At 70.3% G+C, this 23,699-nt stretch carries 29 protein-coding genes, 1 tRNA gene and 1 riboswitch; of the genes, 15 read left to right on the top strand and 15 right to left on the bottom strand.

Annotated features, from left to right (window positions below):
* Nucleotides 1-55: 55 nt before the first annotated feature.
* The 5 genes from ACMGDM_RS00135 to ACMGDM_RS00155 form a co-directional block, all read right to left on the bottom strand.
* On the bottom strand, nt 56-829 hold the full coding sequence (locus ACMGDM_RS00135; protein ID WP_436802117.1) for an ABC transporter ATP-binding protein: 774 nt from the start codon (nt 827-829) through the stop codon (nt 56-58).
* Nucleotides 826-1,788 carry a FecCD family ABC transporter permease gene (locus ACMGDM_RS00140; protein ID WP_436802118.1) on the bottom strand — a complete coding sequence of 321 codons (963 nt, stop codon included), beginning with the start codon at nt 1,786-1,788 and terminating at the stop codon, nt 826-828. Before ACMGDM_RS00140 ends, ACMGDM_RS00135 begins: the two co-directional genes overlap by 4 nt.
* Nucleotides 1,785-2,603, bottom strand: coding sequence for an ABC transporter substrate-binding protein (locus ACMGDM_RS00145; RefSeq protein WP_436802119.1), 819 nt, complete (start codon nt 2,601-2,603; stop codon nt 1,785-1,787). Before ACMGDM_RS00145 ends, ACMGDM_RS00140 begins: the two co-directional genes overlap by 4 nt.
* A gap of 1 nt (nt 2,604) precedes the next feature.
* A complete protein-coding gene (locus ACMGDM_RS00150) occupies nt 2,605-4,539 on the bottom strand; it encodes a TonB-dependent receptor plug domain-containing protein (RefSeq protein WP_436802120.1) in 1,935 nt (644 codons plus the stop codon).
* 114 nt (nt 4,540-4,653) lie between these two features.
* Nucleotides 4,654-4,850: riboswitch (cobalamin riboswitch) on the bottom strand.
* Nucleotides 4,849-5,262, bottom strand: a complete 414-nt coding sequence (locus ACMGDM_RS00155) for a (deoxy)nucleoside triphosphate pyrophosphohydrolase (RefSeq protein WP_436803596.1) — start codon at nt 5,260-5,262, stop codon at nt 4,849-4,851. It overlaps the preceding riboswitch by 2 nt.
* A gap of 44 nt (nt 5,263-5,306) precedes the next feature.
* Here ACMGDM_RS00155 and ACMGDM_RS00160 point away from each other — a divergent pair, with 44 nt between their 5' ends.
* Both ACMGDM_RS00160 and ACMGDM_RS00165 read left to right on the top strand, forming a co-directional pair.
* The gene (locus ACMGDM_RS00160) at nt 5,307-5,498 is read left to right on the top strand and encodes a Flp family type IVb pilin (protein WP_436802121.1); all 192 of its coding nucleotides are present in this window, start codon (nt 5,307-5,309) and stop codon (nt 5,496-5,498) included.
* Nucleotides 5,499-5,648: 150 nt separating this feature from the next.
* On the top strand, nt 5,649-5,813 hold the full coding sequence (locus ACMGDM_RS00165) for a Flp family type IVb pilin (protein WP_436802122.1): 165 nt from the start codon (nt 5,649-5,651) through the stop codon (nt 5,811-5,813).
* A 270-nt stretch (nt 5,814-6,083) separates the two neighbouring features.
* On the opposite strand, the gene ACMGDM_RS00170 is transcribed toward ACMGDM_RS00165, so the two are convergent.
* The 4 genes from ACMGDM_RS00170 to ACMGDM_RS00185 are packed head-to-tail and all read right to left on the bottom strand — an operon-like array spanning nt 6,084 to nt 9,875.
* The gene (locus ACMGDM_RS00170) at nt 6,084-7,034 is read right to left on the bottom strand and encodes an acetyl-CoA carboxylase carboxyltransferase subunit alpha (RefSeq protein WP_436802123.1); all 951 of its coding nucleotides are present in this window, start codon (nt 7,032-7,034) and stop codon (nt 6,084-6,086) included.
* A gap of 9 nt (nt 7,035-7,043) precedes the next feature.
* On the bottom strand, nt 7,044-7,973 hold the full coding sequence (locus ACMGDM_RS00175; protein ID WP_436802124.1) for a tyrosine recombinase: 930 nt from the start codon (nt 7,971-7,973) through the stop codon (nt 7,044-7,046).
* On the bottom strand, nt 7,973-9,757 hold the full coding sequence (locus ACMGDM_RS00180) for a hypothetical protein (RefSeq protein ID WP_436802125.1): 1,785 nt from the start codon (nt 9,755-9,757) through the stop codon (nt 7,973-7,975). The genes ACMGDM_RS00175 and ACMGDM_RS00180 overlap by 1 nt, the downstream gene beginning before the upstream one ends.
* Nucleotides 9,738-9,875: a hypothetical protein gene (locus ACMGDM_RS00185; RefSeq protein ID WP_436802126.1), complete on the bottom strand. Its 138-nt coding sequence runs from the start codon at nt 9,873-9,875 to the stop codon at nt 9,738-9,740. Before ACMGDM_RS00185 ends, ACMGDM_RS00180 begins: the two co-directional genes overlap by 20 nt.
* Nucleotides 9,876-9,971: 96 nt before the next feature.
* Here ACMGDM_RS00185 and ACMGDM_RS00190 point away from each other — a divergent pair, with 96 nt between their 5' ends.
* Genes ACMGDM_RS00190 through ACMGDM_RS00200 form a run of 3 tightly spaced genes read left to right on the top strand, consistent with a single transcriptional unit; the run spans nt 9,972 to nt 12,560 of the window.
* Nucleotides 9,972-10,523, top strand: a complete 552-nt coding sequence (locus ACMGDM_RS00190) for a shikimate kinase (protein ID WP_436802127.1) — start codon at nt 9,972-9,974, stop codon at nt 10,521-10,523.
* On the top strand, nt 10,520-11,677 hold the full coding sequence (gene aroB, locus ACMGDM_RS00195) for a 3-dehydroquinate synthase (protein ID WP_436802128.1): 1,158 nt from the start codon (nt 10,520-10,522) through the stop codon (nt 11,675-11,677). The genes ACMGDM_RS00190 and aroB overlap by 4 nt, the downstream gene beginning before the upstream one ends.
* Nucleotides 11,678-11,735: 58 nt before the next feature.
* The gene (locus ACMGDM_RS00200) at nt 11,736-12,560 is read left to right on the top strand and encodes an alpha/beta fold hydrolase (protein ID WP_436802129.1); all 825 of its coding nucleotides are present in this window, start codon (nt 11,736-11,738) and stop codon (nt 12,558-12,560) included.
* Nucleotides 12,561-12,758: 198 nt separating this feature from the next.
* Here ACMGDM_RS00200 and ACMGDM_RS00205 read toward each other — a convergent pair whose 3' ends face one another.
* On the bottom strand, nt 12,759-13,076 hold the full coding sequence (locus tag ACMGDM_RS00205) for an FtsB family cell division protein (RefSeq protein ID WP_436802130.1): 318 nt from the start codon (nt 13,074-13,076) through the stop codon (nt 12,759-12,761).
* Between the two features lie 44 nt (nt 13,077-13,120).
* Nucleotides 13,121-14,401: a phosphopyruvate hydratase gene (gene eno, locus ACMGDM_RS00210; RefSeq protein ID WP_436802131.1), complete on the bottom strand. Its 1,281-nt coding sequence runs from the start codon at nt 14,399-14,401 to the stop codon at nt 13,121-13,123.
* Nucleotides 14,402-14,532: 131 nt separating this feature from the next.
* Here eno and ACMGDM_RS00215 point away from each other — a divergent pair, with 131 nt between their 5' ends.
* The 5 genes from ACMGDM_RS00215 to ACMGDM_RS00235 all read left to right on the top strand — a co-directional run bounded on the left by ACMGDM_RS00215 (nt 14,533) and on the right by ACMGDM_RS00235 (nt 16,576).
* Nucleotides 14,533-15,078, top strand: a complete 546-nt coding sequence (locus ACMGDM_RS00215) for a hypothetical protein (RefSeq protein WP_436802132.1) — start codon at nt 14,533-14,535, stop codon at nt 15,076-15,078.
* A gap of 4 nt (nt 15,079-15,082) precedes the next feature.
* Complete coding sequence (locus ACMGDM_RS00220) at nt 15,083-15,424, top strand: phage holin family protein (protein ID WP_436802133.1); 342 nt, start codon at nt 15,083-15,085, stop codon at nt 15,422-15,424.
* Nucleotides 15,421-15,696 (top strand): DUF3618 domain-containing protein, encoded by a 276-nt coding sequence (locus ACMGDM_RS00225; protein ID WP_436802134.1) that lies wholly within the window; start codon nt 15,421-15,423, stop codon nt 15,694-15,696. The genes ACMGDM_RS00220 and ACMGDM_RS00225 overlap by 4 nt, the downstream gene beginning before the upstream one ends.
* Before the next feature lie 36 nt (nt 15,697-15,732).
* Nucleotides 15,733-16,182 (top strand): hypothetical protein, encoded by a 450-nt coding sequence (locus tag ACMGDM_RS00230; RefSeq protein ID WP_436802135.1) that lies wholly within the window; start codon nt 15,733-15,735, stop codon nt 16,180-16,182.
* A gap of 175 nt (nt 16,183-16,357) precedes the next feature.
* The gene (locus ACMGDM_RS00235; RefSeq protein WP_436802136.1) at nt 16,358-16,576 is read left to right on the top strand and encodes a DUF4170 domain-containing protein; all 219 of its coding nucleotides are present in this window, start codon (nt 16,358-16,360) and stop codon (nt 16,574-16,576) included.
* A gap of 212 nt (nt 16,577-16,788) precedes the next feature.
* Here the strand turns inward: ACMGDM_RS00235 and ACMGDM_RS00240 are convergent.
* From ACMGDM_RS00240 to ACMGDM_RS00255, 4 genes are all read right to left on the bottom strand, one after another.
* Nucleotides 16,789-16,872 (bottom strand) — tRNA-Leu (locus ACMGDM_RS00240).
* A 46-nt stretch (nt 16,873-16,918) separates the two neighbouring features.
* Complete coding sequence (locus ACMGDM_RS00245) at nt 16,919-17,239, bottom strand: PilZ domain-containing protein (protein WP_436802137.1); 321 nt, start codon at nt 17,237-17,239, stop codon at nt 16,919-16,921.
* A 127-nt stretch (nt 17,240-17,366) separates the two neighbouring features.
* Nucleotides 17,367-17,837 carry an RNA polymerase-binding protein DksA gene (gene dksA / locus ACMGDM_RS00250; RefSeq protein WP_436802138.1) on the bottom strand — a complete coding sequence of 157 codons (471 nt, stop codon included), beginning with the start codon at nt 17,835-17,837 and terminating at the stop codon, nt 17,367-17,369.
* 190 nt (nt 17,838-18,027) lie between these two features.
* Nucleotides 18,028-18,537 (bottom strand): host attachment family protein, encoded by a 510-nt coding sequence (locus tag ACMGDM_RS00255; protein ID WP_436802139.1) that lies wholly within the window; start codon nt 18,535-18,537, stop codon nt 18,028-18,030.
* 96 nt (nt 18,538-18,633) lie between these two features.
* Here ACMGDM_RS00255 and serS point away from each other — a divergent pair, with 96 nt between their 5' ends.
* The 5 genes from serS to ACMGDM_RS00280 all read left to right on the top strand — a co-directional run bounded on the left by serS (nt 18,634) and on the right by ACMGDM_RS00280 (nt 23,500).
* A complete protein-coding gene (serS, locus tag ACMGDM_RS00260; protein WP_436802140.1) occupies nt 18,634-19,914 on the top strand; it encodes a serine--tRNA ligase in 1,281 nt (426 codons plus the stop codon).
* A 48-nt stretch (nt 19,915-19,962) separates the two neighbouring features.
* Entirely contained in the window at nt 19,963-20,727 is a 765-nt protein-coding gene (gene surE / locus ACMGDM_RS00265; protein WP_436802141.1) for a 5'/3'-nucleotidase SurE, read from the top strand.
* A 20-nt stretch (nt 20,728-20,747) separates the two neighbouring features.
* On the top strand, nt 20,748-21,857 hold the full coding sequence (locus tag ACMGDM_RS00270) for a peptidoglycan DD-metalloendopeptidase family protein (protein ID WP_436802142.1): 1,110 nt from the start codon (nt 20,748-20,750) through the stop codon (nt 21,855-21,857).
* A 24-nt stretch (nt 21,858-21,881) separates the two neighbouring features.
* Complete coding sequence (gene tyrS, locus ACMGDM_RS00275; protein ID WP_436802143.1) at nt 21,882-23,108, top strand: tyrosine--tRNA ligase; 1,227 nt, start codon at nt 21,882-21,884, stop codon at nt 23,106-23,108.
* 80 nt (nt 23,109-23,188) lie between these two features.
* The gene (locus ACMGDM_RS00280) at nt 23,189-23,500 is read left to right on the top strand and encodes a PilZ domain-containing protein (RefSeq protein WP_436802144.1); all 312 of its coding nucleotides are present in this window, start codon (nt 23,189-23,191) and stop codon (nt 23,498-23,500) included.
* Nucleotides 23,501-23,699: the final 199 nt, after the last annotated feature.

Raw genomic sequence — 23,699 nt, forward strand, 5'->3', positions numbered from 1 at the left:
GGTCACGGCAAGCGGCTGATCGAGCGAGCTTGCAGCGCAGGACCCTACGCTATGATTACCTCCGCAGGTCCGGGACGATAAATTCCGCGCCGCCGGCGGTCACCCCCATCTCCACCTTTACGCCATAGGTGGCCGCGATAGTTTCCGGGTTCATCACTGCCGCCGTTGCTCCCGCAGCAAGCACCTGACCGTCGCGCAGCAGCACGACCCGGTCGGCAAGCCGCATCGCCAGGTTAAGGTCGTGCACCACCAGCACCACCCCCGCGCCCGCCGACGCCACCGCGCGCAGCCGCGCCCCGACGTCGAGCTGATGCGCCGGGTCGAGGCTGGCGAGCGGCTCGTCCGCCAGCAGCCACTCGGGCTCCCCCGCCAGCACCCGCGCCAGCAGCACGCGCGCGCGCTCGCCACCGGAAAGCTGCTCGACCGGGCGGGCGGCCAGCGATGCGGTGGCGGTCGCCTCCAGCGCACGCGTCACCGCCGCACGGTCCGCCGCTTTTTCCCCGCCAGCGCCGCGCCACGGCAGCCGGCCGAGCGCCACCAGCGTTCGCACATCGACGTCCCAGTGAACGTCGGCCTGTTGCGGCAGGAAGCCGATGCGGCGCGCGCGCGCGCGCGGTGCCAGCGCGTGCACGTCCGTGCCGTCGAGCGTCGCCACGCCCCCATCCGGACGGCGCAGCGCGGCGAGGCAGGCCAGGAGGCTGCTCTTGCCCGCGCCGTTCGGACCGAGCAGCGCGGTCACCTGTCCGGGCGCCAGCGCGAGCGTGATCGAGTCGAGCACGCGCCGGCCGCCCAGCGTCAGCGTGAGGTCGCGCGTCGCCAGCCCGCTCATGCCAACCGCCGGCGCATACGCAGCAGCAGATAGAGGAAGAACGGCGCCCCCAGCAGGGACATGGCGATACCGAGGCGGAGCTCGCTCGCGCTCGGCACCAATCGCACCAGCGTGTCGGCGACGGTCACCAGCAGCGCACCCGCCATCGCGCTCGGCAGCAGCGTCGCGCCGGGGCGATGCCGCGCCAGCGGGCGGACAAGATGCGGTACCATCAGCCCAACGAAGCCGATCACTCCCGCGGTCGCCACCGTCGCGCCCACCGTAAGCGCGACCCCGAGCACGATCATGCGTTGCAGCCGCCGCGGCTCCACCCCGAGCGAGCGCGCCGCCGGTTCGCCGAGCGTAAGCGCGTCGAGTGCAGGGCCGGTGCGCGCCAGCACCACCGCTCCCAGCGCGACGAGCGGCAGCGCGAGCGCAACGTCGTTCCAGCTGCGGTCGGTCAGCGCGCCCATCAGCCAGGTCACGATCGCGGACGCCGCGAAGGGCGTCGGCGCGAGACTGATCGCCAGAGCGGTGAGCGAACCGGCGAGGCTGGTCAGCACCATGCCCGCCAGCGTGAACACCACCAGGCTGCCCGACCGTCCGGCGATCAGCGCCAGCAGCGCCATCGTCGTCGCCGCACCTGCGAGCGCGAACAGCGGCAGCAGCCAGGTCTGTGCCGCATAACCGAAGAACAAAGCGCAGACCGCGCCCAGTGCGGCACCGGAGGACACGCCGAAGAGGCCGGGATCGGCGAGGGGATTGCGCAAATACCCTTGCATCGCGGCCCCTGAGATGCCGAGCGCCGCTCCGACGGCAAGCGCGAGCACGGTGCGCGGCAGCCGCAGCTCGACGATGATGATCGAGCGCGGGTCCGCGGCGGTCCAGGCGTCGAGCGGCAGCCACACCTTGCCCGCGGCGAGCGATCCTGCCGCGGCGAGCAGGAGCGCCAGCAGCAACCAGGCATGAGCGCGCGTCACCGCTTCTCCTCCAATCCGGCGCGAGTCGCCCGCAGGAGCGTCATCGCCTCGATGATCGTCGGCCCGCCACAATTCAGCAGTCGCGCCGGAAACGGCACCACGCGCAGCCGCGGCGCGAGCCGCCGCAGCGCGGGGTGCTGCTCGGCACGCTCACCGCCGCCCTGTGCCGCGGCAACCGAGAACAGCACGCGGGGCGGCGCGGCGACGAGATATTCGAGCGGCAGCACGTCCCAGCGCGCAAGGCCGTAATCCGCGCTGGCGTTGCGAAAGCCCGCGCGGCCGAGCAGGTCGTCCGGCAAGGTGCCCGCCCCCGGCACCAATCCGCCCGCGCCGACGATCAGCGCGGGCACACGCGCGGCCCCCGTCGGCCGAGCCGCCGCCTCGATGCGGGCCGCGAGCGCGGCCCCGCGCTGCGCATGCCCGGCGCGCGCCGCCAGCTCGCGCACCTGCGCCGCACTCTCCGCCACCGTGGCGGGCACCGCGAACTGCGCCAGCGGCACGTGCAACCGTGCCAAGGCGGACACCGTCGCGGGCGCGACGTGCCCGCCCGCGACCACCAGGTCGGGGCGCAGCCCAACGACCTCCTCCGCGGTGCCGCTGTTGGCGGCGAAGCGGCGTGCCAGCGCAAGCGGGATCGAGCTCGCCCGCGCGTCGTGCGAATAGACGCTGATCGAGGCGATCTGCGCCGCGTCCGCGACGCGCACCAGCACCGCGTCCAGACAGGGATTGATCGAGACGATGCGCGGCCGACGCGGGGCCGTCGCGGAGAGCAGCGCCGGCGCCGCGAGGCCGAGGAGGAGCGCGCCGCGGTTCACGTCAGTAGCGCAGCCGCACCCCGCCATAAGCGGCGCGCCCCGGGTTGCCATAGTCCACTGCCACGACATAGCGCTGATCGAACGCATTCTCGAGCCGCGCATAGAGTTCGACGTGATCGGTCAGCGGGAACGCCGCGCGCAGGTCGGCGAGCACATAGCCGTCGGTGCGAACATAGCCGACGTCGAACGCGTCGCCCGTCAGGGTCAGCGTCGTCCCGATCGAGAGCCCGAAGGGCCAGCGATAGTCGGCGTTGACCGCGACGCTGTGCCGCGGTCGGCGCAGCAGCGGCCCGCCACGGTTCACGCCCGCGGAACGATCCTCCGCGTCGAGCATGGTGTAAGCGGTGGCGACGGTAAACGCCTCCACCGGGCGCAGCGTCAGTGCGAATTCCACTCCTTGCGCACGGGTGCGCGCGACATTGTCGTAGACGAAGCCGTATACGAGGCGCGAGCAGAGGTCGCCGTCGGTCGCGGGGTCGCAGGCGCGGGTGCTGATGAGATCGCGCGAAACGCGGCGGAACCAGGTCGCGCTGGCTTCCACCGCCCCATCCAGCGCGCGCTGCGTCACGCCGGCGTCCCACCCGTTCGAGCGCTCCGGCCGCAGCGCCGGATTGCCGCTGTCGCCGCCGAGCTGGTACAAGGTCGGTGCCTTGAACCCCTGCGACCAGCTGCCGCGCAGCAGCGTTCTGCCCTGATTCGGCGACCAGGCGAGGCTCGCCGCACCGACGGTGGCGCCACCGAAGCGGTCATGATCGTCGTGCCGGACGCCCGCGGTCGCGGTGACACCGTGGAGGGGCGTGAGCGCGAGCTGGCCATAAAGACTGAACAGCCGCGCGCGCCCCCGCGCCGTGTCGCCATAGCCGCGCGTGAACAGGCGTGACACCTCGCGCTCCGCACCGAAGGTGGTCCGCGCGATCATGCCCAGCTCGGCGACGCCCTGATAATCGACTCGGTAATTCTGTCCCTGCGAGCGATAGGTCTCGCTCGGCGTCGCCGCGCGGTCATAGCTGGTGCGCGCGATGTCGGTCCGCGCGTATCCGAACCGGTTGCGCAGCGCGCCGTCGAACAGCGCGACATTGACGCCGCCGTACCCTACCCATTGTTCCGCGTCGCTATACTCGGTCGTATCCGCGAAGCTGTAGTTCGGCGGTGGAAAACCGTCGAACTCGGTGCGGCCATTGGCGTAGAAGCCGCGCAGGTCGATCGAGACCGCCGGCGTGAGCGTCGCGGTGACGCTGGCGTTCCCGCCATAGTGCCGGAAGCCGTCGCGCTCGCTGCCCGGCGCGTATGAGGAGATGCCGTCGGTGGTGTAATAGCCCGCGCCGACGCTGGCTGCGAGCGCGCCGGCACGACCCGACACGTTGGCGAAGGCCTGGCCGGTGCCCATCGCCCCACCCTCGGCGCGCGCGTTGACGCTCAATCGGTCGGTCGGCTGGCGCGTGATCATGTTGACCACGCCGCCGATCGCCTGGCTGCCCCACAGCACCGAGGAGGCGCCGCGCAGCACCTCGACCCGGGCGATATTGCCGACCAGCAACTCGCCGAAGTTGAACCCGCCGCCGGGCGCGGACGGGTCGTTGATCTTCACCCCATCGATCAGCGCAGCGGTCTGATCGCTCTCCGCGCCACGGATGAACACCGAGGTGACACCGCCCACCCCGCCGCTGCGCGCGACCGCCACGCCGGGCAGCTGCCGCAGCAGATCGGAGAGGATCGCGGTCTGCCGCTGTTCGATCGTGCGCGTGTCGAGCACGCTCACCGCCTGCGCGACGCTCGTCACTGGCGCGGCGACGCGATCCGCTGTCACGATCACGTCCTCGTCGGCGCGGGTCGCCTGCTCGAGCGCCTCGGTCGATTGCGCGCTTTGCGCCTGCGCAGTCGCGCTCGCGAAGAGCAGCGGCAGGGCCGCCAGGATGCGGCGACAAGTCTTGGTCACGTCTTCCCCCATGGTCGCGGACGCGCCGGCGCATGGGCTGATGCCGCAGCGCCGCCGTCCGTTCGTCGTCACGCGAGGACAAGACCTCGAACGCGCGGCACACCCCGGCCGCACGAAGGACAACCACGACAGGCAGGTCTCCTGGCTCCCGGGTCAGCGCCCCGGCTCCGACCTTCCCGGACCGGTGGTCCAGTGGCACTTGCGGGAGGAGGCTCGCCGGTCACAGTTGCGGGGGCAGCGCCGGATCGCTGTTACGCTACCGGCTTCCCTCTTGCTTCCCCTTGCGGGGAACCTGTCGCGCCGGCGCCCCTAAGCCACTGCGCCGCCGCGGGCAAGCGAGTCACGCAGCACCGCGAGCAGCGGCGCGTCGACCGGCGGCATCGGCAGCCCGGCAAGCGCGTCGGGAACGTCCCAGCGCAAGGCCGCCGCGGCGAGCGGTTGCGGCTCTCCCGTCCAGGTGCGCGCGACGTAGAGCAGCATCACCAATGGCGGCGCGCCGTCCGCGGCATCGCTCGCGAACGACAAGGGCACGAGTGTCTCGGGCGGGACGCAGATGGCGAGTTCCTCCGCAAGTTCGCGCACCAGCGCCGCTGCCGGCGCCTCGCCGGGCTCGACCTTGCCGCCGGGGAACTCCCACAGACCGGCGTGGCGCTTGCCCGTGGGACGCTGCTGCATCAGGCAACGTCCCGCCGGGTCGAGCAGCGCCGCGGCGACCACCAACATCGTCATCGACCCTTCCTTAACTCCCGTGGCGCTATGATGCGGCTATGGCACGTCCTCGCACCCGACGCTTGTTCCTCGCCCGCCTGGGCCGCGACGATCGCGGCGCGACTGCTGTGGAATATACGCTGATCCTCGCCGTCATCGCGCTGACGATGGCGGGATCGCTCGGGCGGGTCTCGGGCGCGCTGGGCGAGGTATTTACGACCGTGTCGACCAACCTGCTCGTCGGTCGCTGAGAAGCATCGCGAAGAGTGCGACCTAAAGTCCTGGAAACCGAACGGAGTAGCTTAAGCCTTTATCAACCGAGCCGAGACTAAAAACAAGTCGTCGGAGCCTCCAAGGCTCTTCGGCCGGGTTACTGAAGCCAAATTGTCTCGGAGATCGACATGCAGAAGATTCGCGCTTTCCTGAAGAACAGCAAGGGTGCCACCGCGATCGAGTACGGCCTGATCGCCGCCCTCATCGCCGTCGCCGCGATCACCGCGATGAGGAACATCGGCGGTCAGCTGAACAACACCTTCACCACCGTTCAGACCAAGATGCAGGGCTGATCCGCTCGCGCATTGGTATCGAGGGGGCGGCGGGACTTCGGTCACGCCGCCCTTTTTCTTGTGAAGGCACAGGCGCCGTACTGCTCGCTCGCGGGAATCGTTCGACGTCTCACGTGCCGAACCCCCGTATGCCATCCTGAATCAATTCTGGCATCAACCGCCCCGCCAACAGGCGTCTCGCCGCCTGTGCGGCAGGCGCGATCCTGCAACGGCGTTAAGATGGTGGTGCGACGCCGCAAACCTTCGGTTCGCGCGCGAGCGGGCGCGGCTTCAGCTCAGCCGGCCCATTTGCAGGAACTTGTCGCGCCGGTCCTGCCGCAACGCGTCGGCGGCGAGCGGCACCAGTTCGCCGAGCGCATGCTCGATCGAGTCGCCAAGCGCACGGATCGCGCCGGCGGGGTCGCGGTGCGCGCCGCCGAGCGGCTCGGGCACGATCGCGTCGATCACGCCCAGCGTCTTCAGATCCTGGGCGGTCACCTTCATCGCCTCGGCGGCGTCGGGCGCGCGATCGGCAGTGCGCCACAGGATCGAGGCGCAGCCTTCGGGCGAGATCACCGAATAGACCGCATGCTCGAACATCAGCACGCGGTTGCCACTGGCCAGGGCAATCGCGCCGCCGGAGCCACCCTCGCCGACGATCGACGCGATCAGTGGGACGCCGAGCGCGAGGCACGCCTCGGTGGAGCGCGCGATCGCCTCGGCCTGCCCGCGCTCCTCTGCCTGGATGCCGGGAAAGGCGCCCGAGGTATCGACCAACGTCACCACCGGAAGAGCGAAGCGGTCGGCCAGCTCCATCAGCCGGATCGCCTTGCGATAGCCCTCCGGCTTGCCCATGCCGAAATTGTGCCGAAGCCGGCTGGCGGTGTCATCGCCCTTCTCGTGCCCCAGCACCATCACGCGGCGCCCGCGGAAGGTAGCGAAGCCGCCAAGGATCGCCTGGTCGTCGCCGAACGCGCGGTCGCCCGCAAGCGGCACGAACTCGTCGAACAGCCCGGCGACATAGTGGCGAAAGTGCGGCCGCTCGGGATGGCGCGCGACCTGCGTCTTCTGCCACGGCGTCAGCTTGGCAAACGTGTCCTTGAGCAGCTTGTCCGACTTCGCCTGGAGCCTAGCGATTTCGGCGGAAATGTCGATCGCGCCCTCGGCACCGGTATCGCGCAGCTCGTCGATGCGCGCCTGCAGCTCGGCGATGGGCTTCTCAAAGTCGAGGAAACTAGGCATCGGCCGCAGCTAGGCGCGGTGACGCAACGCGTCAACGAGCGGGTGGCGCTCGTTGACCAGCTCGACCAACCGACGGCTGTCGACATGCGTGTAAATCTCGGTGGTGGCGATATCGGCGTGACCGAGCATCGTCTGCAGCGCGCGCAGATCGGCACCGCCCTCCAGCAGATGAGTCGCAAAGGCGTGCCGCAGCACGTGCGGACTGATTCGGTCGGGCGGGATCCCGGCCTCGGCGGCGAGCGCGCGCACCAGCTGGAATAGCCGTACGCGCGAGATATGCGTGCCGCCCGAAGGGAACAGGAATGCGCGATCTGTCGCGACATGCGCGCGCCAAGCCGCCACGGCGGCGCGGGCACGGTCGGAGATCGGCACCAGCCGCTCCTTGCCCCCCTTTCCGCGCAGGATCAGGAAGGGGCGATCGGGATGGACCGCGTTGCGCGGCAGCGACACCAGCTCGGTCGCGCGCAGCCCGGAGCCGTAAAGCAATTCGATCAACGCAGCGAGCCGCAGGTCGGTGGGGATGACCGGCTCGCGAGCGAGTCGCTCCGCGATGGCGGCGAACAGCCGATCGATGTCGGCGTGGCTGAGCGTACGCGGCAGCGCGCGACGCGTGGTGGGCCGCGGCAGCGCGGCCGAGGGATCGTCCGCGCGCGCGCCCTCCTCCGCAAGAAAGGCGAAGAAGCGGCGCAATGCCGACGCCTTGCGCGCCACGCTCGCACTCGCCAGCGCGCCCCACCCGTCCGCCAGCTGCGCCAGCTTGGCCTCGTCCGCCGCCGCCAGTCCACCGTCGAGCGCCGCCGAGGCGAGCGCGAGGTCGCGGCGGTAGGCCGCCAGCGTGTTCGTCGCCGCCCCCGCCTGTGCCGCCAACATCTCGAGGAATCGTTCGATCGCGCGTCGATCGTCGTCGGACGCACCAGCGCTCGGCGCGGCTGGGCGCATCAGAGCCGCGCGATCGCCTCGGCCGCGATCATCCGCGCCTCGCCATCGAGACCAACCGCACGCAGTGCCGCGATCACCCGGTACAGCGCCGCCGGCGGGACCGTTTCCCAGCCGTGCGCCTGCAGCCCGACTGCGGCGAGCAGCAGCACGCTACCCTGCTGACGCGTCGCGACCGCGCGATCGAGCGCGCGCGTCCAGCTGTTCTCGGCAGCGACCGGCACCCCGAATCGCTCGCCCTCGTCCGCCAGTTCGCGCGCGGGCACGTCGCCGAGGCCCGCCAGCGCGGCGAAGAACAACTGCTTCTTGCGCTCCGCGTTCGCGCCGCCCGGCGCATAGTCGCGTGCGCTGACGCCGCGAGCGGCGCCATCCGGATCGGCGAGGACCAGCATCGCCCAGGCGTCGCCGCCCGCGCGCACATGGCCGCGCCAGCGCTGCGCGGTGCGATCGAGCCCGGCGCTCAGCATCGAGGCGACCAGCCGGTCGGCCTGCTCCACCTCATCCGCCGGGCGCAGGCGCGCCGCGGCGCGTGCGGTCAGGATCATCCGGCCGTAGCGCGCCGCCGGTGTTTCCGCGGCATCCCACAGCCGGGTCATCGCGCCGACGCGGGTATCGAGGCTGTCCCCGACATAAGCATCGCGCAGGTCGTTGGCGGTGCGCGCGAGGGGTGCGGGCACGTCGTCACCGTCGGCCAGCGCCGAATAGAGGTCGACCAAAGCCGCGCTCGACAGCGCCCCCATCGCGGCGGCCTGATCGGCGACTACGGCGCGCTGCGCGAGCGGGATCGCAGGTGCCAGCGCACGCCATGCGGTCACCTGCGCGCCAACCGTCGCGTAGAGTTCGGGCGGAACCGTCACGCCGGTCGCGGTGGCAAGCCCGAAGCGCCATGCGGTCAGCTCGGTCACCGGCGCCCATTCGATCGTGATCGCCTGGCGGCTGTCGAGCCCGGCGCCCATCACCTTCTGCGCGAGCTGGAGATCGATCCCGCTCGCGACGCGGCGGCGCCGGATCTCGGCGATCAGCGGCTGGGTCTTGGCGGTACCGGTCAGCCCGGCGCAGATCGCGCGCGCGACGACCCAGCCACGCTCGCTGTCCCCGGCCCCGGCGGCAAGCGGGCACAAAGCAGCGGGGTCGGCGGTCGCGAGCGCGGTCTGCATCCACACCTGCCGCAGCTTGGGCGTCACCCGATCGGAATCGACCGCCTGCGCCACCGCACGCGCCGTCACCGATTCGCCCATGCGCAGCAGAAGCCAGGCACGCTCCGCGGCGAAATCGGCGCCATTGACCTGCGCGGGGGTGATCAGCTGCGCGGCAAGCAACCGGCGTAGCGCGATGGACAGCCAGCGCGACGGCAGCGGCGCGGACAGGCTGCGCATCAGCCGCTCGACATAACGGCCGTCGGCGCCGGCGAACGCGTCCGCGGCGAAACTGTCGCTGGCGCCGACCTGGGCAAGCGAGCGCCGCGCGAACGCCGGCAGTTCATAACGCGGCGCCGCCGGCGTCGGCGTCGCGGTCGGCGACGGCATCACCAATGGTGGGAGCGGCGGCAACGGTCCGGCCGGCGTGGTCGCCGTGACGCGCGGCGCAGTCGCCGGCGCGACACCGGGCGACGCATTGCCGCCGCTCGCAGGTGCGGTCGCCGCCGGGGATGGCGTCGGTGCCGGCGTCGTATCGCTGAAGCCGGGCGGGAGCAGCGATTCGGGCCGCTGCTGCGCCGCGGCGGCGGCACCGATCGCAAGCGCCGCGGCCCCCGCGATGAGCGCGCGCCTAGTTCGCGAGGTTGCCAAGCTCGACCGCCTTCTCGACCCGCGCCGTCGGCTGCTCGGTTGCGCGCCCGGAAAGGAAGAACAAGGCGCCGAGCACGATCACCAGCAACACCACCACAGAGACGATCAACCGAGACATGGATACCCCATCGCGCACGCGCCCATTCGCCCCGGACTGGCGCGCGGCGCGCACGCTGTTGCCGGGACCCGAAGGCGCTGTATAGCCCTGCCGACGATGTTGCAAAGCCCGCCTGCCCCACGCGAACGAGGAGCCGCCTGGATCGGCCAGCCGATCGTGCTGGTCGGGCTGATGGGCGCGGGCAAGTCCACGGTGGGGCGCCGGCTGGCGACGCGATTGGGACTGCCCTTCGTCGATGCCGACAGCGAGATCGAGGCCGCCGCGGGCATGTCGATCAGCGACATATTCGCGCAGTTCGGCGAGGACTATTTTCGCGACGGCGAGCGCCGCGTGATCCAGCGGCTGGTGGACGGCCGACCCAAGGTGATCGCGACCGGCGGCGGCGCCTTCGTCAACGAGGAGACGCGCGCGCTCATTCTGGCGGAGGCGCTAGCGATCTGGCTCGACGCGCCGGTGGAGGTGCTGGCCGAGCGCGTACGTCGCCGCGACACGCGCCCGCTGCTGCGCGGACGCGATCCCGCGGCAGTGCTGCGGGACCTCGCCGCTGTGCGCAATCCCCTGTACGCGCTGGCGCATCTCCGTGTCGTCAGCGCCAATGCGCCACACGAGCAGACGGTGCGCGCGATCCTGGAGGCCCTTGGCAGATGACCATCGATCAGACCGGCGCGCGCGCCACCGTCGCTGTGAGACTGGGCGAGCGCAGCTACGACGTGGTGATCGAGCCGGGACTGCTGGCGCGCGCGGGTGAGCTGCTGGCGCCGCTCGCGGGCAAGCGCCCGCTGGTGATCGTCGCCGACGTCAACGTCGCCGACCATCTCGCCGCGCTTGGCGCCGCGCTCGATGCCGCCGGCGTGGGTCATCGCTCGATCGTGCTGCCCGCGGGCGAGGCGTCGAAGAGCTGGTCGACGCTCGAGAAGCTGACCGATCAGTTGCTCGCGCTCGGCGTCGAGCGCGGCGATCACGTGGTCGCGCTGGGCGGCGGCGTGATTGGGGACCTGGTCGGCTTCGCCAGCGCAATTCTCAAGCGCGGCTGCCGCTTCGTCCAGATCCCGACGACGTTGTTGGCGCAGGTCGATTCGTCGGTCGGCGGCAAGACCGGGATCAATGCGCGCGCAGGCAAGAACCTCATCGGCGCCTTCCACCAGCCGCGGCTGGTGCTGATCGACCCCGACGTGCTCGACACGCTCCCAGCACGCCAGGTCCGCGCCGGCTATGCCGAGGTGGTCAAATACGGACTGATCGACGACGCCGACTTTTTCACCTGGTGCGAACGAAACGGCGCCGCGCTGCTCTCCGGCGATCCGGGAGCACGTACTTACGCGATCGCACACGCGGTCGCCGCCAAGGCGCGGATCGTCGCCGAGGACGAGCACGAGACCAACGGGCGCCGCGCCCTGCTCAACCTCGGCCATACCTTCGGGCATGCGCTTGAGGCGGAGGCGGGCTTCTCCGACCGGCTGCTGCACGGCGAAGCGGTCGCGGCGGGCTGCGCGCTTGCTTTCGCCTTCTCCGCCGCGACCGGCCGCTGTGCGGTCGCCGAGGCGGAGCGCGTCGCCGCGCACTGGCGCGCGAGCGGCCTGCCCGACGGGCTCGCCGCCGCCGGAATCGCCGCCCCGGCCGCGCGGTTGATCGAGCATATGCGGCACGACAAGAAGATGGAGGCTGGCACCCTCCCCTTCCTGCTCGCCCATGGGATCGGCCGTACCTACCTCGACCGTGAGGTGGCTCTTGGCGAGGTGGAGTCCTTCCTCGCAGCGCAGCCGCACGCTGGGCCAGTCGCCCCCGCCGACGCGATCGGTTGAGCGGAACGGCACCGCGGGGCGGAAGTTAACGTGGCTTAGCTTCCGAGGACCATGCCCCATGCCCTATATCAAGACACGCGACGGTACCGATCTGTACGTCAAGGACTGGGGCACGGGTCGTCCGGTCGTCCTACTGCACGGCTGGCCGCTGTCGTCGGACAGCTGGGACCCGCAGATGAAAGCGCTGGCCGACAACGGCTTTCGCGCGATCGCCTACGACCGCCGCGGATTCGGTCGCTCGGGCCAGCCGTGGCACGGCTACGATTATAACACGCTGACTGACGACCTCCACGACGTGCTCGAGGCGGCGGGCGCGACGCAGGACGTAACGCTGGTCGGTTTCTCAATGGGCGGCGGCGAGGTGGCGCGCTATCAATCGCGCTATGATGGCAAGGGCGTGGTGTCGGCGGCGCTCATCAGCTCGGTCGTGCCCTATATGGTCAAGACCGACGATAATCCCGGTGGCGTCGCCGAGGAGACGCTGCAGGGTATTGCCGATGGCATCCTGAAGGATCGACCCAACTTCTTCCGCTCGTTCTTCAAGGACTTCTTCGGCGTGGGCTATGTCACCAGCCCGGTCAGCGAGGCAACGCTCGACTGGGCGTGGCGGCTGGCGATGCAGGCGGGGCTGCAGCCGACGCTGAAATGTGCCGAAAGCTTCGGCTACACCGACTTTCGGCCCGACCTTCCGGCGTTTCGTGTCCCTACGCTGGTGCTCCACGGCACCAGCGACAAGACCGTGCCAATCGATCCGAGCGGCCGTCAGGCGGCGCGCGGTATTCAGGATGCGCAGCTCGTGGAATATGACGGCGCGCCGCACGGCCTGTTCGCCACCGAAAGCGACCGGCTGACGCGCGACCTGCTGACCTTCCTGGGACGGTGATCGGGGGGGGGGGGAACCGAACGATCGCTCTTGGTGCAATGCCACATACCCTAGGCAATTGTCGCCGCCCCGGCGAAAGCCGGGGTCCAGTTGGGTGACCGGAGTGGGTCCCTTGACCGCCTTCCCAACTGGACCCCGGCTTTTGCCGGAAGCTCGGTTCTTTTTGGCGAGTGTAGGTCCACACTCAGGCCGCGCCCCTCATTTCAGCGGGACGATCACCTCGTCGGGGTGCGCAACGTTGAGTTCCTTGCGCACCAGCTCGTCGACCATGTCAGGGTTCGCATGGCGCGGATCAAGCAGCGCCACTCGGTTGCGCAGCATCTCGCGCCGCGTGTCGAGCGTCGCGAACTGGCGCTCACGCAGCGCCAGCTGACGCTTATAATCCCCTAGCGCGAGCACACCATTGGGGCCCAGCACGGCATAAGCGCCGAAGAACAGCATGATCGTAACCGCCAGCGCGGGCAGCGCGGCGGAACGGAGCGTGGTCCGGAGACGATCGGGTTTGCGGGCGGGCATGGCGGCGCGATTCTCGCGCGCCGCCATGCCCTTGGCAAGCCCCCTTAGCGCGTGCGCAGCACGTCGCGTCCGGCATAGCGCGCCACGGCGCCCAGCTCCTCCTCGATGCGGATCAGCTGGTTGTACTTGGCGAGCCGGTCCGAGCGGGCCAGGCTGCCCGTCTTGATCTGCCCGCAGTTGGTCGCGACTGCCAGGTCCGCGATCGTCGAGTCCTCGGTCTCGCCCGAGCGATGCGACATCACCGCGGTATAACCGGCGCGCTCGGCGACGCGGATTGCCTCGAGCGTCTCGCTCAGCGTGCCGATCTGATTGACCTTGACCAGCAGCGAGTTGGCCAGGCCCTGCCCGATGCCGTCGCGCAGGCGCTTGGGGTTGGTGACGAACAGGTCGTCACCGACCAGTTGCACCTTCTTGCCGATTGCATCGGTGAGCGCCTTCCACCCTTCGAAGTCGTCCTCGGCCATGCCGTCCTCGATCGAGAAGATCGGGTAACGCGCGGCGAGATCGGCGAGATAATCCGCCATCGCTCCCGGCTCGAGTGTGAGGTTCTCACCCGAGATGACGTACTTGCCTTCCTTGAAGAACTCGGTCGCGGCGCAGTCGAGCGCCAGCATCACATCGTCGCCCGGCGTGTAGCCGGCGCGCTCGATCGAGGTCATGATGAAGTCGAGCGCGTCGGTGGTGCTGGCGAGGTTGGGCGCAAAGCCGCCCTCGTCGCCCACCGCGGTGGCGAGACCCTTTTCGCTCAGCCCCTTCTTGAGCGTGTGGAAGATTTCCGAGCCGCAGCGCACCGCCTCGGCGATCGACTCCGCGCCCACCGGCACGACCATGAACTCCTGGAAGTCAATCGGATTGTCGGCATGCTCGCCGCCGTTGATGATGTTCATCATCGGCACCGGCAGGACATGTGCCGCGACCCCGCCGACATAGCGGTAGAGCGGCAGCCCGCGCGCGTCCGCCGCGGCCTTGGCGACCGCAAGGCTGACGCCGAGGATCGCGTTGGCGCCGAGCCGGCTTTTGTTCTCGGTCCCGTCCAGCTCGATCATCGCCTGGTCGATCTCGAGCTGGTCCTCGGCGTCGAGACCGACGATCGCCTCCGCGATCTCGTCGTTGACCGCCTCGATCGCGCGATCGACGCCCTTGCCCGACCAGCGCGCCTTGTCGCCGTCGCGCTTCTCCACCGCCTCGTGCGCGCCGGTGGAGGCGCCCGACGGCACCGCCGCGCGGCCGAAGCTGCCGTCGTCGAGCAGGACGTCGACTTCGACGGTGGGATTGCCGCGGCTGTCGATGATCTGGCGGCCGTGCAGGTCGATAATTGCGGTCACGTAACGATCCTCTTAGCTTGCTGCCTATCGGCGACGCCGCCGCGTGTAGCGATCACCGCAGCGCGCTGCAACGCGAGGGAACCGTGGCCCGCCGCGCCGGTTGTTCGACTTCGACCAGGGAAGGATGAAACATGGCCGACCAGCAGGACCGCGACATCGCGCAGCCGATCACCGCGGAGGACATCACGCCGCCGCCCGCGGACGCAAGCTTCACCCCCGCCGCGCCGCTCAAGGACGCCGGCGTAGAGTTCTCGCCCGCGGACGAACCGGGTGGTGAGGCAGCTTCAAGTGGCAGCACGATCGAGGGCGCCAAGCAGACGCTGCGCGACAATGTCGCCAGAGGTCGTGAGCAGGCGGTCGACAAGGCACGCCTTTATGCCGAGGACGGCAAGACCAAGGCGACCGACGCGCTCGGTCAGCTGTCGCAACTGTTGCGCGACGCGGCGCAGCAGGTCGACGGCAAGCTCGGCGAGCAATACGGCCAGTATGCGCGCGGCGCGGCTGACCGCGTCGAGGGGTTCACCAGCGCGATCGACGAGAAGAGCGTTGACGACCTGCTCGCCGACGCGCGCGAACTGGTGCGCAAGAGCCCAACCGTGGCTGTCGGCGTTGCGGCGGGCATCGGCTTCGTCGTGGCGCGACTGCTGAGCTCGGGCCTCGACCAGCGCGACGCCTGACGCGATGGACCTCCGCGAACCAGTGCTCGGGGAACCCAGCATTCCCCATCTCGTCGCGCGGCTCACGCATGACGCGCGCGACGTGGCGCGCGCCGAGATCGCGCTGGCCAAGGCCAAGGCGAGCGCCGCCGCGACGCGCTATCAGCGCGCCGCGGTGCTGTTCGCCAGCGCGGGAGTGCTCGCGCTGGCCGCGCTGATCACGCTGCTGGTCGGGCTTGTGTTCACATTGGCGACGCTGATCGGCCCCGGGCTGGCCACCGCCGCGGTGGTGGGCGTGGTGCTGCTCGTCGCGCTGGTGCTCGCGCTTGCGGGTCGTGCGCGCCTGTCGGCGAGGCCGGGCCAGTGAGCGGCGCGGATCTGTCGGTCGCAGAGGCTCGCGCGGCCGAAGCGCGGGCGCGGCTCAACGGCACCGTCGAGGCCCTGCAGGCCGAGCTCGAGCCGCGCCGTCTGGTGAGCGTCGCCAAGGCCGAGGTGCTCGGCGGCGGCAATCGCGCCGCCCGCAAGAGCCTCGAAGCCGCTCGCCGCAATCCGGCGACCGCGCTCGGCGCGGGTGCGCTGCTGCTCGCTTTTCTGGCGCGCAAGCGGATCGCGCGCGTGCTCAGCAAGACCAAACACTGACATCAACTTCGCCTACTCGGCCGAGAGGATAAGACCATGACCGACCAACATCATGATGCCGACACCCACGGCCGCCTGCGCGACGGCGTAGACACCGCCCGCGACAAGGCGTCGCACGCTTATGAGAGCGCCCGTCACCGCGCCAGCGACGCGGCGCATGCCACCGCCGAGACGATCGAGGCCAACCCGCTGGGGCTGGTCGTGGGCGGGCTGGCGCTCGGCGCGCTGGTGGCGGCGGTGATCCCGCGCAGTCAGCGCGAGAAGGACCTGCTGGCGCCGGTGGGCAGGAAGGTGAGCGCCGCCGCGCTGGCCGCGGTCGCCGCCGCCAAGGAGGCGGGCCGCGGTGAGATCGAGCAGCTGGGGCTGACCCCCAACGGCGCACGCGACCAGGCGAAGTCGCTGTTCCAGGGTGTGGTCAAGGCAGCAGCCAACGCGGGCGCGGCGGCCGCCAGGGCGGGCAAGGAGCAGGTGAAGACCGCGAGCTGACCCCTTCAATCACGCGACGGGTGGCGCTAAGGCCGATTTCACAACAGGTGGTCGGCACCGCGGCACCGATTTCGTATGGGCATCAGGAGAGCGGTCACGCGCGCGTCGGCCGCTCTCGCCTGTTCGGGTCAGTCAGTGGTCGCCGGGCGCCGCTCACCCTCTCAGGAGCCGCCCCATGAGCAAGCTGCACCTCGTCTTCGGTGGACGCGTAAGCGATCCACGCACGCTCGACTTCGCCGACCTCACGTCAATCGACATCGTCGGCGTGTTCCCCGATTACGCGAGCGCCGAGAAAGCATGGCGCGCGGCAGCGCAGCGCACGGTGGACGATGCCGAGATGAAATATGTCGTGGTGCACCTGCACCGCCTGCTGGAGCCCGATCTGGCGGCGTGATGCGGCGATGGCGGCGTATAGCGGGTTACAACCGAGCCGCCGCCATGCCTCGGCGCCTTCAAAATTTGCCCAACAATAATGGTCGCATCGTAGCTGCGGCCACGCCATGGATCTCCGCTCACGTCCGGCCTCGCGGCAGGCTGGGGGAAGTCGCAAGAGGCGTTAGCGCCGTCGGCAGGCGACGCCTCTGCCGTTTGGATCCACGCTCGATCTGGTACGGGCGGTCGGACTCGAACCGACATGTATTGCTACGGCGGATTTTGAGTCCGCTGCGTCTACCATTCCGCCACGCCCGCGTGACCCGGTCCCCTTGGCACGATCAATGCCTGGGCGTCCAGTGGCTCAGTGATGAAGGAGGGCGGCCGGGTCGATCAGTTCGTCGAAGGCAATCCCGGCGCGACGCTCGATCTGCCACGCAATCCGTCCCGCAACCCAGCCGAGCCCCGCGAGTTCGATCTCAACCGCACTGTCCGGCACCATCGGATGGGGCAGCTCCGCCATCAGCCCGCCCGCGGACACGTTGCGCACGCTCACGTCGAAACCGTCCACCTGGCCGGCCAGGCGCAAGCGCGCCGACATCGCGACATCATCACGACCACGCAAGTCGCGGCGCTTGTCAGCCTGTGCACCCGGTGCGCGGCTCTCGTCGTCATGCCCGCTCATGCTGCCGCCCACCGTCGTCAACTGTCCGAAAGACCCCATCCCGTCCACCGCCTGCTTGCTCTCGGCAAATCTACCGGCAAAAGCGTTAAGCGGCCGTTAGCGCGTGCCGCCCTCAGCCGATCCGCGATCAATCGTCGCGCGATACCTTCTCGTTGCGCTCGTGCCGCTCCTGCGCCTCGACCGTCATTGTTGCGATCGGGCGCGCCTCGAGCCGGCCGAGGCTGATCGGCTCACCGGTCACCTCGCAATAGCCGTACTCACCCTCGTCGATCCGCCGCAGCGCCGCCTCGATCTTGGAGATCAGCTTGCGTTGCCGGTCGCGGGTGCGCAGCTCAAGCGACCAGTCGGTCTCGCTCGCGGCGCGGTCAGTAAGATCGGCCTCGCGCAGCGAGTCGACTTGCAGCTGCGATAGCGTACCCTGCGACTCTCGCAGGATCGCGTCCTTCCAGTCGAGCAGCTTGCGGCGGAAGTACGCTTGCTGGCGCGGGTTCATGAAGGGTTCGTCCGGACTCGGCCGATACCCGTCGCGCCCGCCTTGGTCGTTGGCCGCCGCCAATGTGCCGGGTTCGTCACCGAAACGATTAATCGCCGTCGCCATCGACTTACTCCCGCTGCGCCCAGGATGTCGTTAGCACCGCCGAGCGCCCCCTTTGGGGCGCCTATAGTCGCGTGGCCCCGCCACCACAAGCGAACACGCACGACGGCCAACGCCGCCCTGCTCAGGCGATGAGCAGAGCGGCGCCGGCTTCGTCCGGGGATGGGACAGGCGCCCGTGGCGCCCGCGTCGGTCAGGCGGAGAGCAGCGCCTGCTCGATATCGGGAATGGTGTGACCGGTCAGGTCCTTGCTGAGCTCGCCCGTGAGCCGCTGGCTGACCTCCTTGTGATAATGTTTCCGCAGTTCACCCAATGTACGCGGCGGCGCCACGACAATCAGCGACTCGAAGTCATTGGAAAGCGCCCGGCGCTTGAGCAGGTCGGCGGCCTCGGCGGCGAAACGGTCCTCCTCCAGCTGGTGGAAGTCGGTCTCGTCCATGCTGCCACGCGATGGGGCGAATTGCGCGCCGCCGCCCTGCGCATGCATCGAGCCGCCCTGCGCCACGTTGGGGGCGCCAGCGCCGCTTTGCGTCGACGAGGCGCCGCCGGCCGCATCGGTCTTCTGGTCGCGGTCGGCGGGGTTCGGCCGCTCTTCGGCGTGCTCGACCGTGAGGTTGGGGTGAACGTCGTCACCCTCGTTGCGCAGGAACAGCAGCTTGCGCCCGTCGGCCACCAGCACCACCGAGTTATGGGGTACCTGCATCGCTCATTCTCCTCTGTCTGTGCGGGTGTGCTCGGGTGAACGCCGCGGCGGTGCGCCGGGTTGCCTCGCCGCGGCGGCTTGGCCATAGCGCCGCGCATGCACGACATCCGCTTGATCCGCGACGACCCCGACGCTTTCGACGCTGCTCTGGCCCGGCGCGGCGTCGCCCCCTCGGCCGCAGCGATCGTCGCGCTGGATCGGGAACGGCGCGAGCTGATCACCGAGGCGCAGGCGGCGCAGGCGCGGCGCAACGAGGCGTCCAAGGCGATCGGGGCGGCGAAGGCAGCGCGCGACGAAGCGACAGCGGCTGCGCTGATGGCCGAGGTGGCCGCGCTCAAGCAGCGGCTGCCCGAGCTGGAGGCCGACGAGGCGCGGCTCGGCGCCGAGCTCGACACCTTGCTCGCGGCGCTGCCGAACCTGCCCTACGCGGACGTGCCCGACGGCGCCGACGAGGAGGACAACCAGCTGGTCCACGAGCGTGGCACGCCTCCTGACCTCGGCTTCGCGGCGCGCGAGCATGACTCGATCGGCCCGGCACTCGGACTCGACTTCGAGACCGGCGCGGCGATCGCGGGCTCGCGCTTCACTTTGGTGCGCGGCCCAGCCGCGCGGCTGCAACGCGCGCTCGGGCAGTTCATGCTCGACCGCCTGACGCATGAGCACGGCTATGAGGAAGTCGCGCCGCCGCTGCTGGTGCGCGACGAGGCGGTGTTCGGCACCGGGCAATTGCCCAAGTTCGCCGAGGACCTGTTCCGCACCACCGACGGGCGCTGGCTGATCCCCACCGCAGAGGTGTCGCTGACCAATATCGTCCGCGAGAAGATCCTGAGCCACGACATACTGCCGCTGCGCTTCGCCGCGCTCACGCCGTGCTTCCGCTCCGAGGCGGGCGCGGCGGGGCGCGACACGCGTGGCTACATCCGCCAGCATCAGTTCGATAAGGTCGAGATGGTGTCGATCGTCGCGCCCGAGGCGAGCGAGGCCGAGCACGAGCGGATGACCGCTTGTGCCGAGGGAGTGCTCGACGCGCTCGGCCTCGCCTACCGTCGGATGAAATTGTGCGCGGGCGACATGGGCTTCACTGCGGCGCGGACGTATGACCTGGAGGTGTGGCTGCCGGGCCAGGCGCGCTACCGCGAGATCTCGAGCTGCTCGACCTGCACCGACTTCCAGGCGCGGCGGATGAACGCGCGCTATCGGCCGGAAGGCGAGAAGGCGACGCGCTTCGTCCACACGCTTAACGGCTCGGGGCTGGCGGTCGGACGGACGCTGGTGGCGGTGCTGGAGAATTACCAGCAGGAGAGCGGCGCGGTGGCGGTTCCCGAGGTGCTGCGGCCGTATCTCGGCGGGCTGACGCTGCTGGAGCCGATGGCGTGAGAGTCGCGATTGGTAAACTCCTCCCCGGCACGGGGAGGATCTGAGCTGATGCGCATCCTCCTCAGCAACGACGACGGCTATCACGCCCCCGGCCTCGCCGTGCTCGAGCGCATCGCCGCGCGGCTCTCCGACGACGTTTGGGTCTGCGCCCCCGCCGACGAACAGTCCGGCACCGGCCGCTCGCTCTCGCTTACCAAGCCGCTGCGCGTGCGGCGCTTCGACGCGCGCCGCTACGCCGTCGGCGGCACGCCGACCGATGCGGTAATGTTCGCCTTGGCCGAGGTGATGCGCGAGACGCCGCCCGACCTCATCCTCTCGGGCGTCAACCGCGGCGGCAATCTCGCCGAGGACGTGATGTACTCGGGCACCGTCGCGGCGGCGATGGAGGGCGCGCTGGCGGGGATCCGCTCGATCGCGCTGAGCCAGAAGTACGGCGCGCGCGCGCCGGGCGAGGACGTCTCCTTCGCGCCGGCGGAGGCTTGGGGCGAGCGCGTGCTGAAACCGCTGCTCGAAAGCGACTGGGCACCGCGCTCAATGGTCAACGTCAACTTTCCGGCGCCGGACGTCGGTCCAGTACGCGGCATCCGCGTCGTGCCGCAGGGCCTACGCGATTACGGCCGCGCGCGGTTCGAGACGCGCACCGACCCGCGCGGCCACGACTATCATTGGCTCGCGCTTGGCAAGGTCGCCGCGGCGGCGCCGGGGGAGAGCGATCTCGCCTCGGCGGCGGAAGGTTGGATCACGGTGACGCCGCTCCAGCTCGATCTCACGCGCCACGCCTCGCTCGAGCCGCTCTCGCGTGCTTATGGCTGAACCGGGTGCGTGAGGCGGGCGTGAGACGCGCGGCGGCGCTGGCGCTGCTGCTGACGGGGTGCATCCCCGCCGCCGAACGCCCCGCGCCCGCGCCGCCGATCGACGCACAGGCCGCTGAGGCCGCCGGCCAGACCGGCGGGCAAGAGGCAGCGACGACGACGGAGGAGCAGGCGGCGCCCGCCCCCGTCCGCGCTCTCGGTGACCGCCGCGACGTCGCGCAGCTTCCCGCGCCGCGTCCCGCCTGGGAGGCACGCCCCGTCGCACCCGACGCGCGCACGGTCGCGGCGCAGCGCTACACCGTCCGTCCCGGCGACACGCTCGGCGCGATCGCGGCGCGCACCGGCGCGGGGGTCGACGCGATCGCGCGCGCCAACGCGCTAAGCCCGCCCTACCCCGTCCGCGCCGGCCAGACGCTCGCCATTCCCGGCGGCCGCTACCACCTCGTCCGCGCCGGCCAGACCGGTATCGCCATCGCGCGCGCCTATGGCGTGCCGTGGCGCGAGGTGATCGCCGCCAACGCGCTCGACGAGCCCTATCTGCTCCGCGCCGGCCAGCGCGTGCTGATCCCGCGCGCGCCGGGCGATCCGGTCAGCGCGGCCGAGCGCGCCGCCGCCTTCACGCTTGACGTCGACACGATCCTCACCGGAGGCGAGCCCGCGGTGGTGGCGGGTCAGGCACCGGCGACGCCGGTGGCGAGCGCGCGCCGCGTGCTCGCGCCGAGCGCCGCGACGGTGGCGCCCGCGGCGCTGCCCGGCCGCTTCGTCTGGCCGGTCGATGGCACGATCGTGCGCCGCTTCGGCCCCGGCGCGACCGGCGAGCGCAACGACGGCATCAAGATCGCGATCCCGCTCGACACACCGGTGCGCGCGATCGCCGACGGCACGGTCGCCTATGTCGGCTCGGAAGTGCCCGCGCTCGGCGGGCTGGTGATCGTGCGCCACGGCGGCGGCTGGACCTCGGTCTACGGCCATGCCGGCACGTTGCTGGTGCAGCGCGGCCAGTCGGTGAAGAAAGGTCAGGTGATCGCGCACAGCGGCGAGAGCGGCTTTGCCGATCGACCCGAGCTTCACTTCGAACTGCGCCGCGGCCGCACGCCGGTGGATCCGACGACGCAATTGCCGCACCGCTGACGCGCGTGTAACGCCCGCGGCATCATGACCGACTATCAGTCCGACCTGCTCCGCCTGCTCTCCGCGCGCGGCTACGTCCACCAGATCACCGACGCCGCCGCGCTCGACGCACTGGCGCAGCGTGCGGTGGTGCCGGGCTATATCGGCTTCGACCCGACCGCACCCTCGCTCCACGTCGGCAGCCTGGTGCAGATCATGCTGCTGCGTCGGCTCCAGCAGAGCGGGCACAAGCCGGTGGTGCTGATGGGCGGCGGCACCGGCAAGATTGGCGACCCCAGCTTCAAGGACGAGGCACGCAAGCTCGCCAGCGACGAGGTGATCGCCGCCAATAGCGCGGGCATTCAGCGCATCTTCGAACGCTTCCTCACCTTCGGCGATGGCCCGACCGACGCGGTGATGGTGAACAACGCCGAGTGGCTCGACCGGCTCGAATATATCCCTTTCCTGCGCCAGGTGGGGCAGCATTTCAGCGTCAACCGCATGCTCAGCTTCGACTCGGTCAAGCTGCGGCTGGATCGCGAGCAGTCGCTCAGCTTCCTCGAGTTCAACTACATGATCCTGCAGGGCTATGACTTCCGCGAGCTGGCGCGGCGGCAGGGCGTCCGGCTGCAGATGGGCGGCAGCGATCAATGGGGCAATATCGTCAACGGCGTCGAGCTGGCGCGGCGGATGGACGGCACCGAGGTCTACGGCGTGACCACGCCGCTGCTCACCACCGCCGACGGGCAGAAGATGGGCAAGACCGTCGCGGGCGCGGTGTGGCTCCACGAGGACCAGCTGCCGCATTTCAATTACTGGCAGTTCTGGCGCAACACCGACGACCGCGACGTCGGGCGCTTCCTGCGGCTGTTCACCGATCTGCCGCTCGGGGAGATCGCGCGGCTGGAGGCGCTGCAGGGCGCCGAGATCAACGAGGCCAAGAAGGTGCTCGCCAACGAGGCCACCGCGATGTGCCGCGGCCGCGCCGCCGCGGACGAGGCCGCCGAGACCGCGCGCCGCACCTTCGAGGAGGGCGCGAGCGGCGCGGCGCTGCCGTCGATCAGCGCGAGCGGCGGGCTGCCGCTGGTCGACGCGCTGGTGGCGCTGGGGTTCGCGACATCGAAGGGCGAAGCGCGGCGGCTGATCAAGGGCGGCGGCGCGCGCGTCGACGGCGAGAAGGTCAGCGACGAGGCCGCGGTGATCGCGCTGGCCGGCGCGCCGGTGCGCGTCTCGGCCGGCAAGAAGCACCATGGCATGGTGAACCCGGGTTAAGCACGAACCGTCAGCGCGTGCTCATTCGGCGTTAACCCGCCCTGCCCTATACCGCGGGACTTGGTAGCGGGAGAAGACCCATGGTCGCGCGTACTGCGATGATGGCGTATGAGGATCGCGTCGAGCCTCGCGACGAGACATTGTGCCGTACCTGGCTGTTCGATCCCGCCGGGGCGCGTCACACCGTCACCGTCGTCAACCTCTCGCTCAACGGCTTCATGGCGCGTACCGAGGCACCGCTCGCGGTGGGCGAGCGCGTGGTGCTCACATTGCCGGTCGTCGGCGATCGTACCGCCGAAATCCGCTGGTCGCTCGGCGGACGCGTCGGCGGCAAGTTCGCGCAGGAACTGCCCGCGGCGCTTTATCCTTGCGCGCTCGGCGAGATGCGCTGAGGGGCGTCAGCCGCCCCGCATCAGCACCGCACTGACGAGCACCAGCGCCAGCCCGCCGACCCGCGCGGTGATAAAGGCTGCTGGGGTGGGCTGAGCCTGCTGCAACCGTTTGCGAAAGCGCAGTGATGTGCTGGCTGGACTGCGAGCGTGAGCGTCACCGCTCGCCTGCACCGCGGCGTCGCGAACGCCAGCGCGGCAA

Origin of the sequence: Sphingomonas larreae, assembly GCF_051400595.1 — a bacterium.
Taxonomy (GTDB): domain Bacteria; phylum Pseudomonadota; class Alphaproteobacteria; order Sphingomonadales; family Sphingomonadaceae; genus Sphingomonas.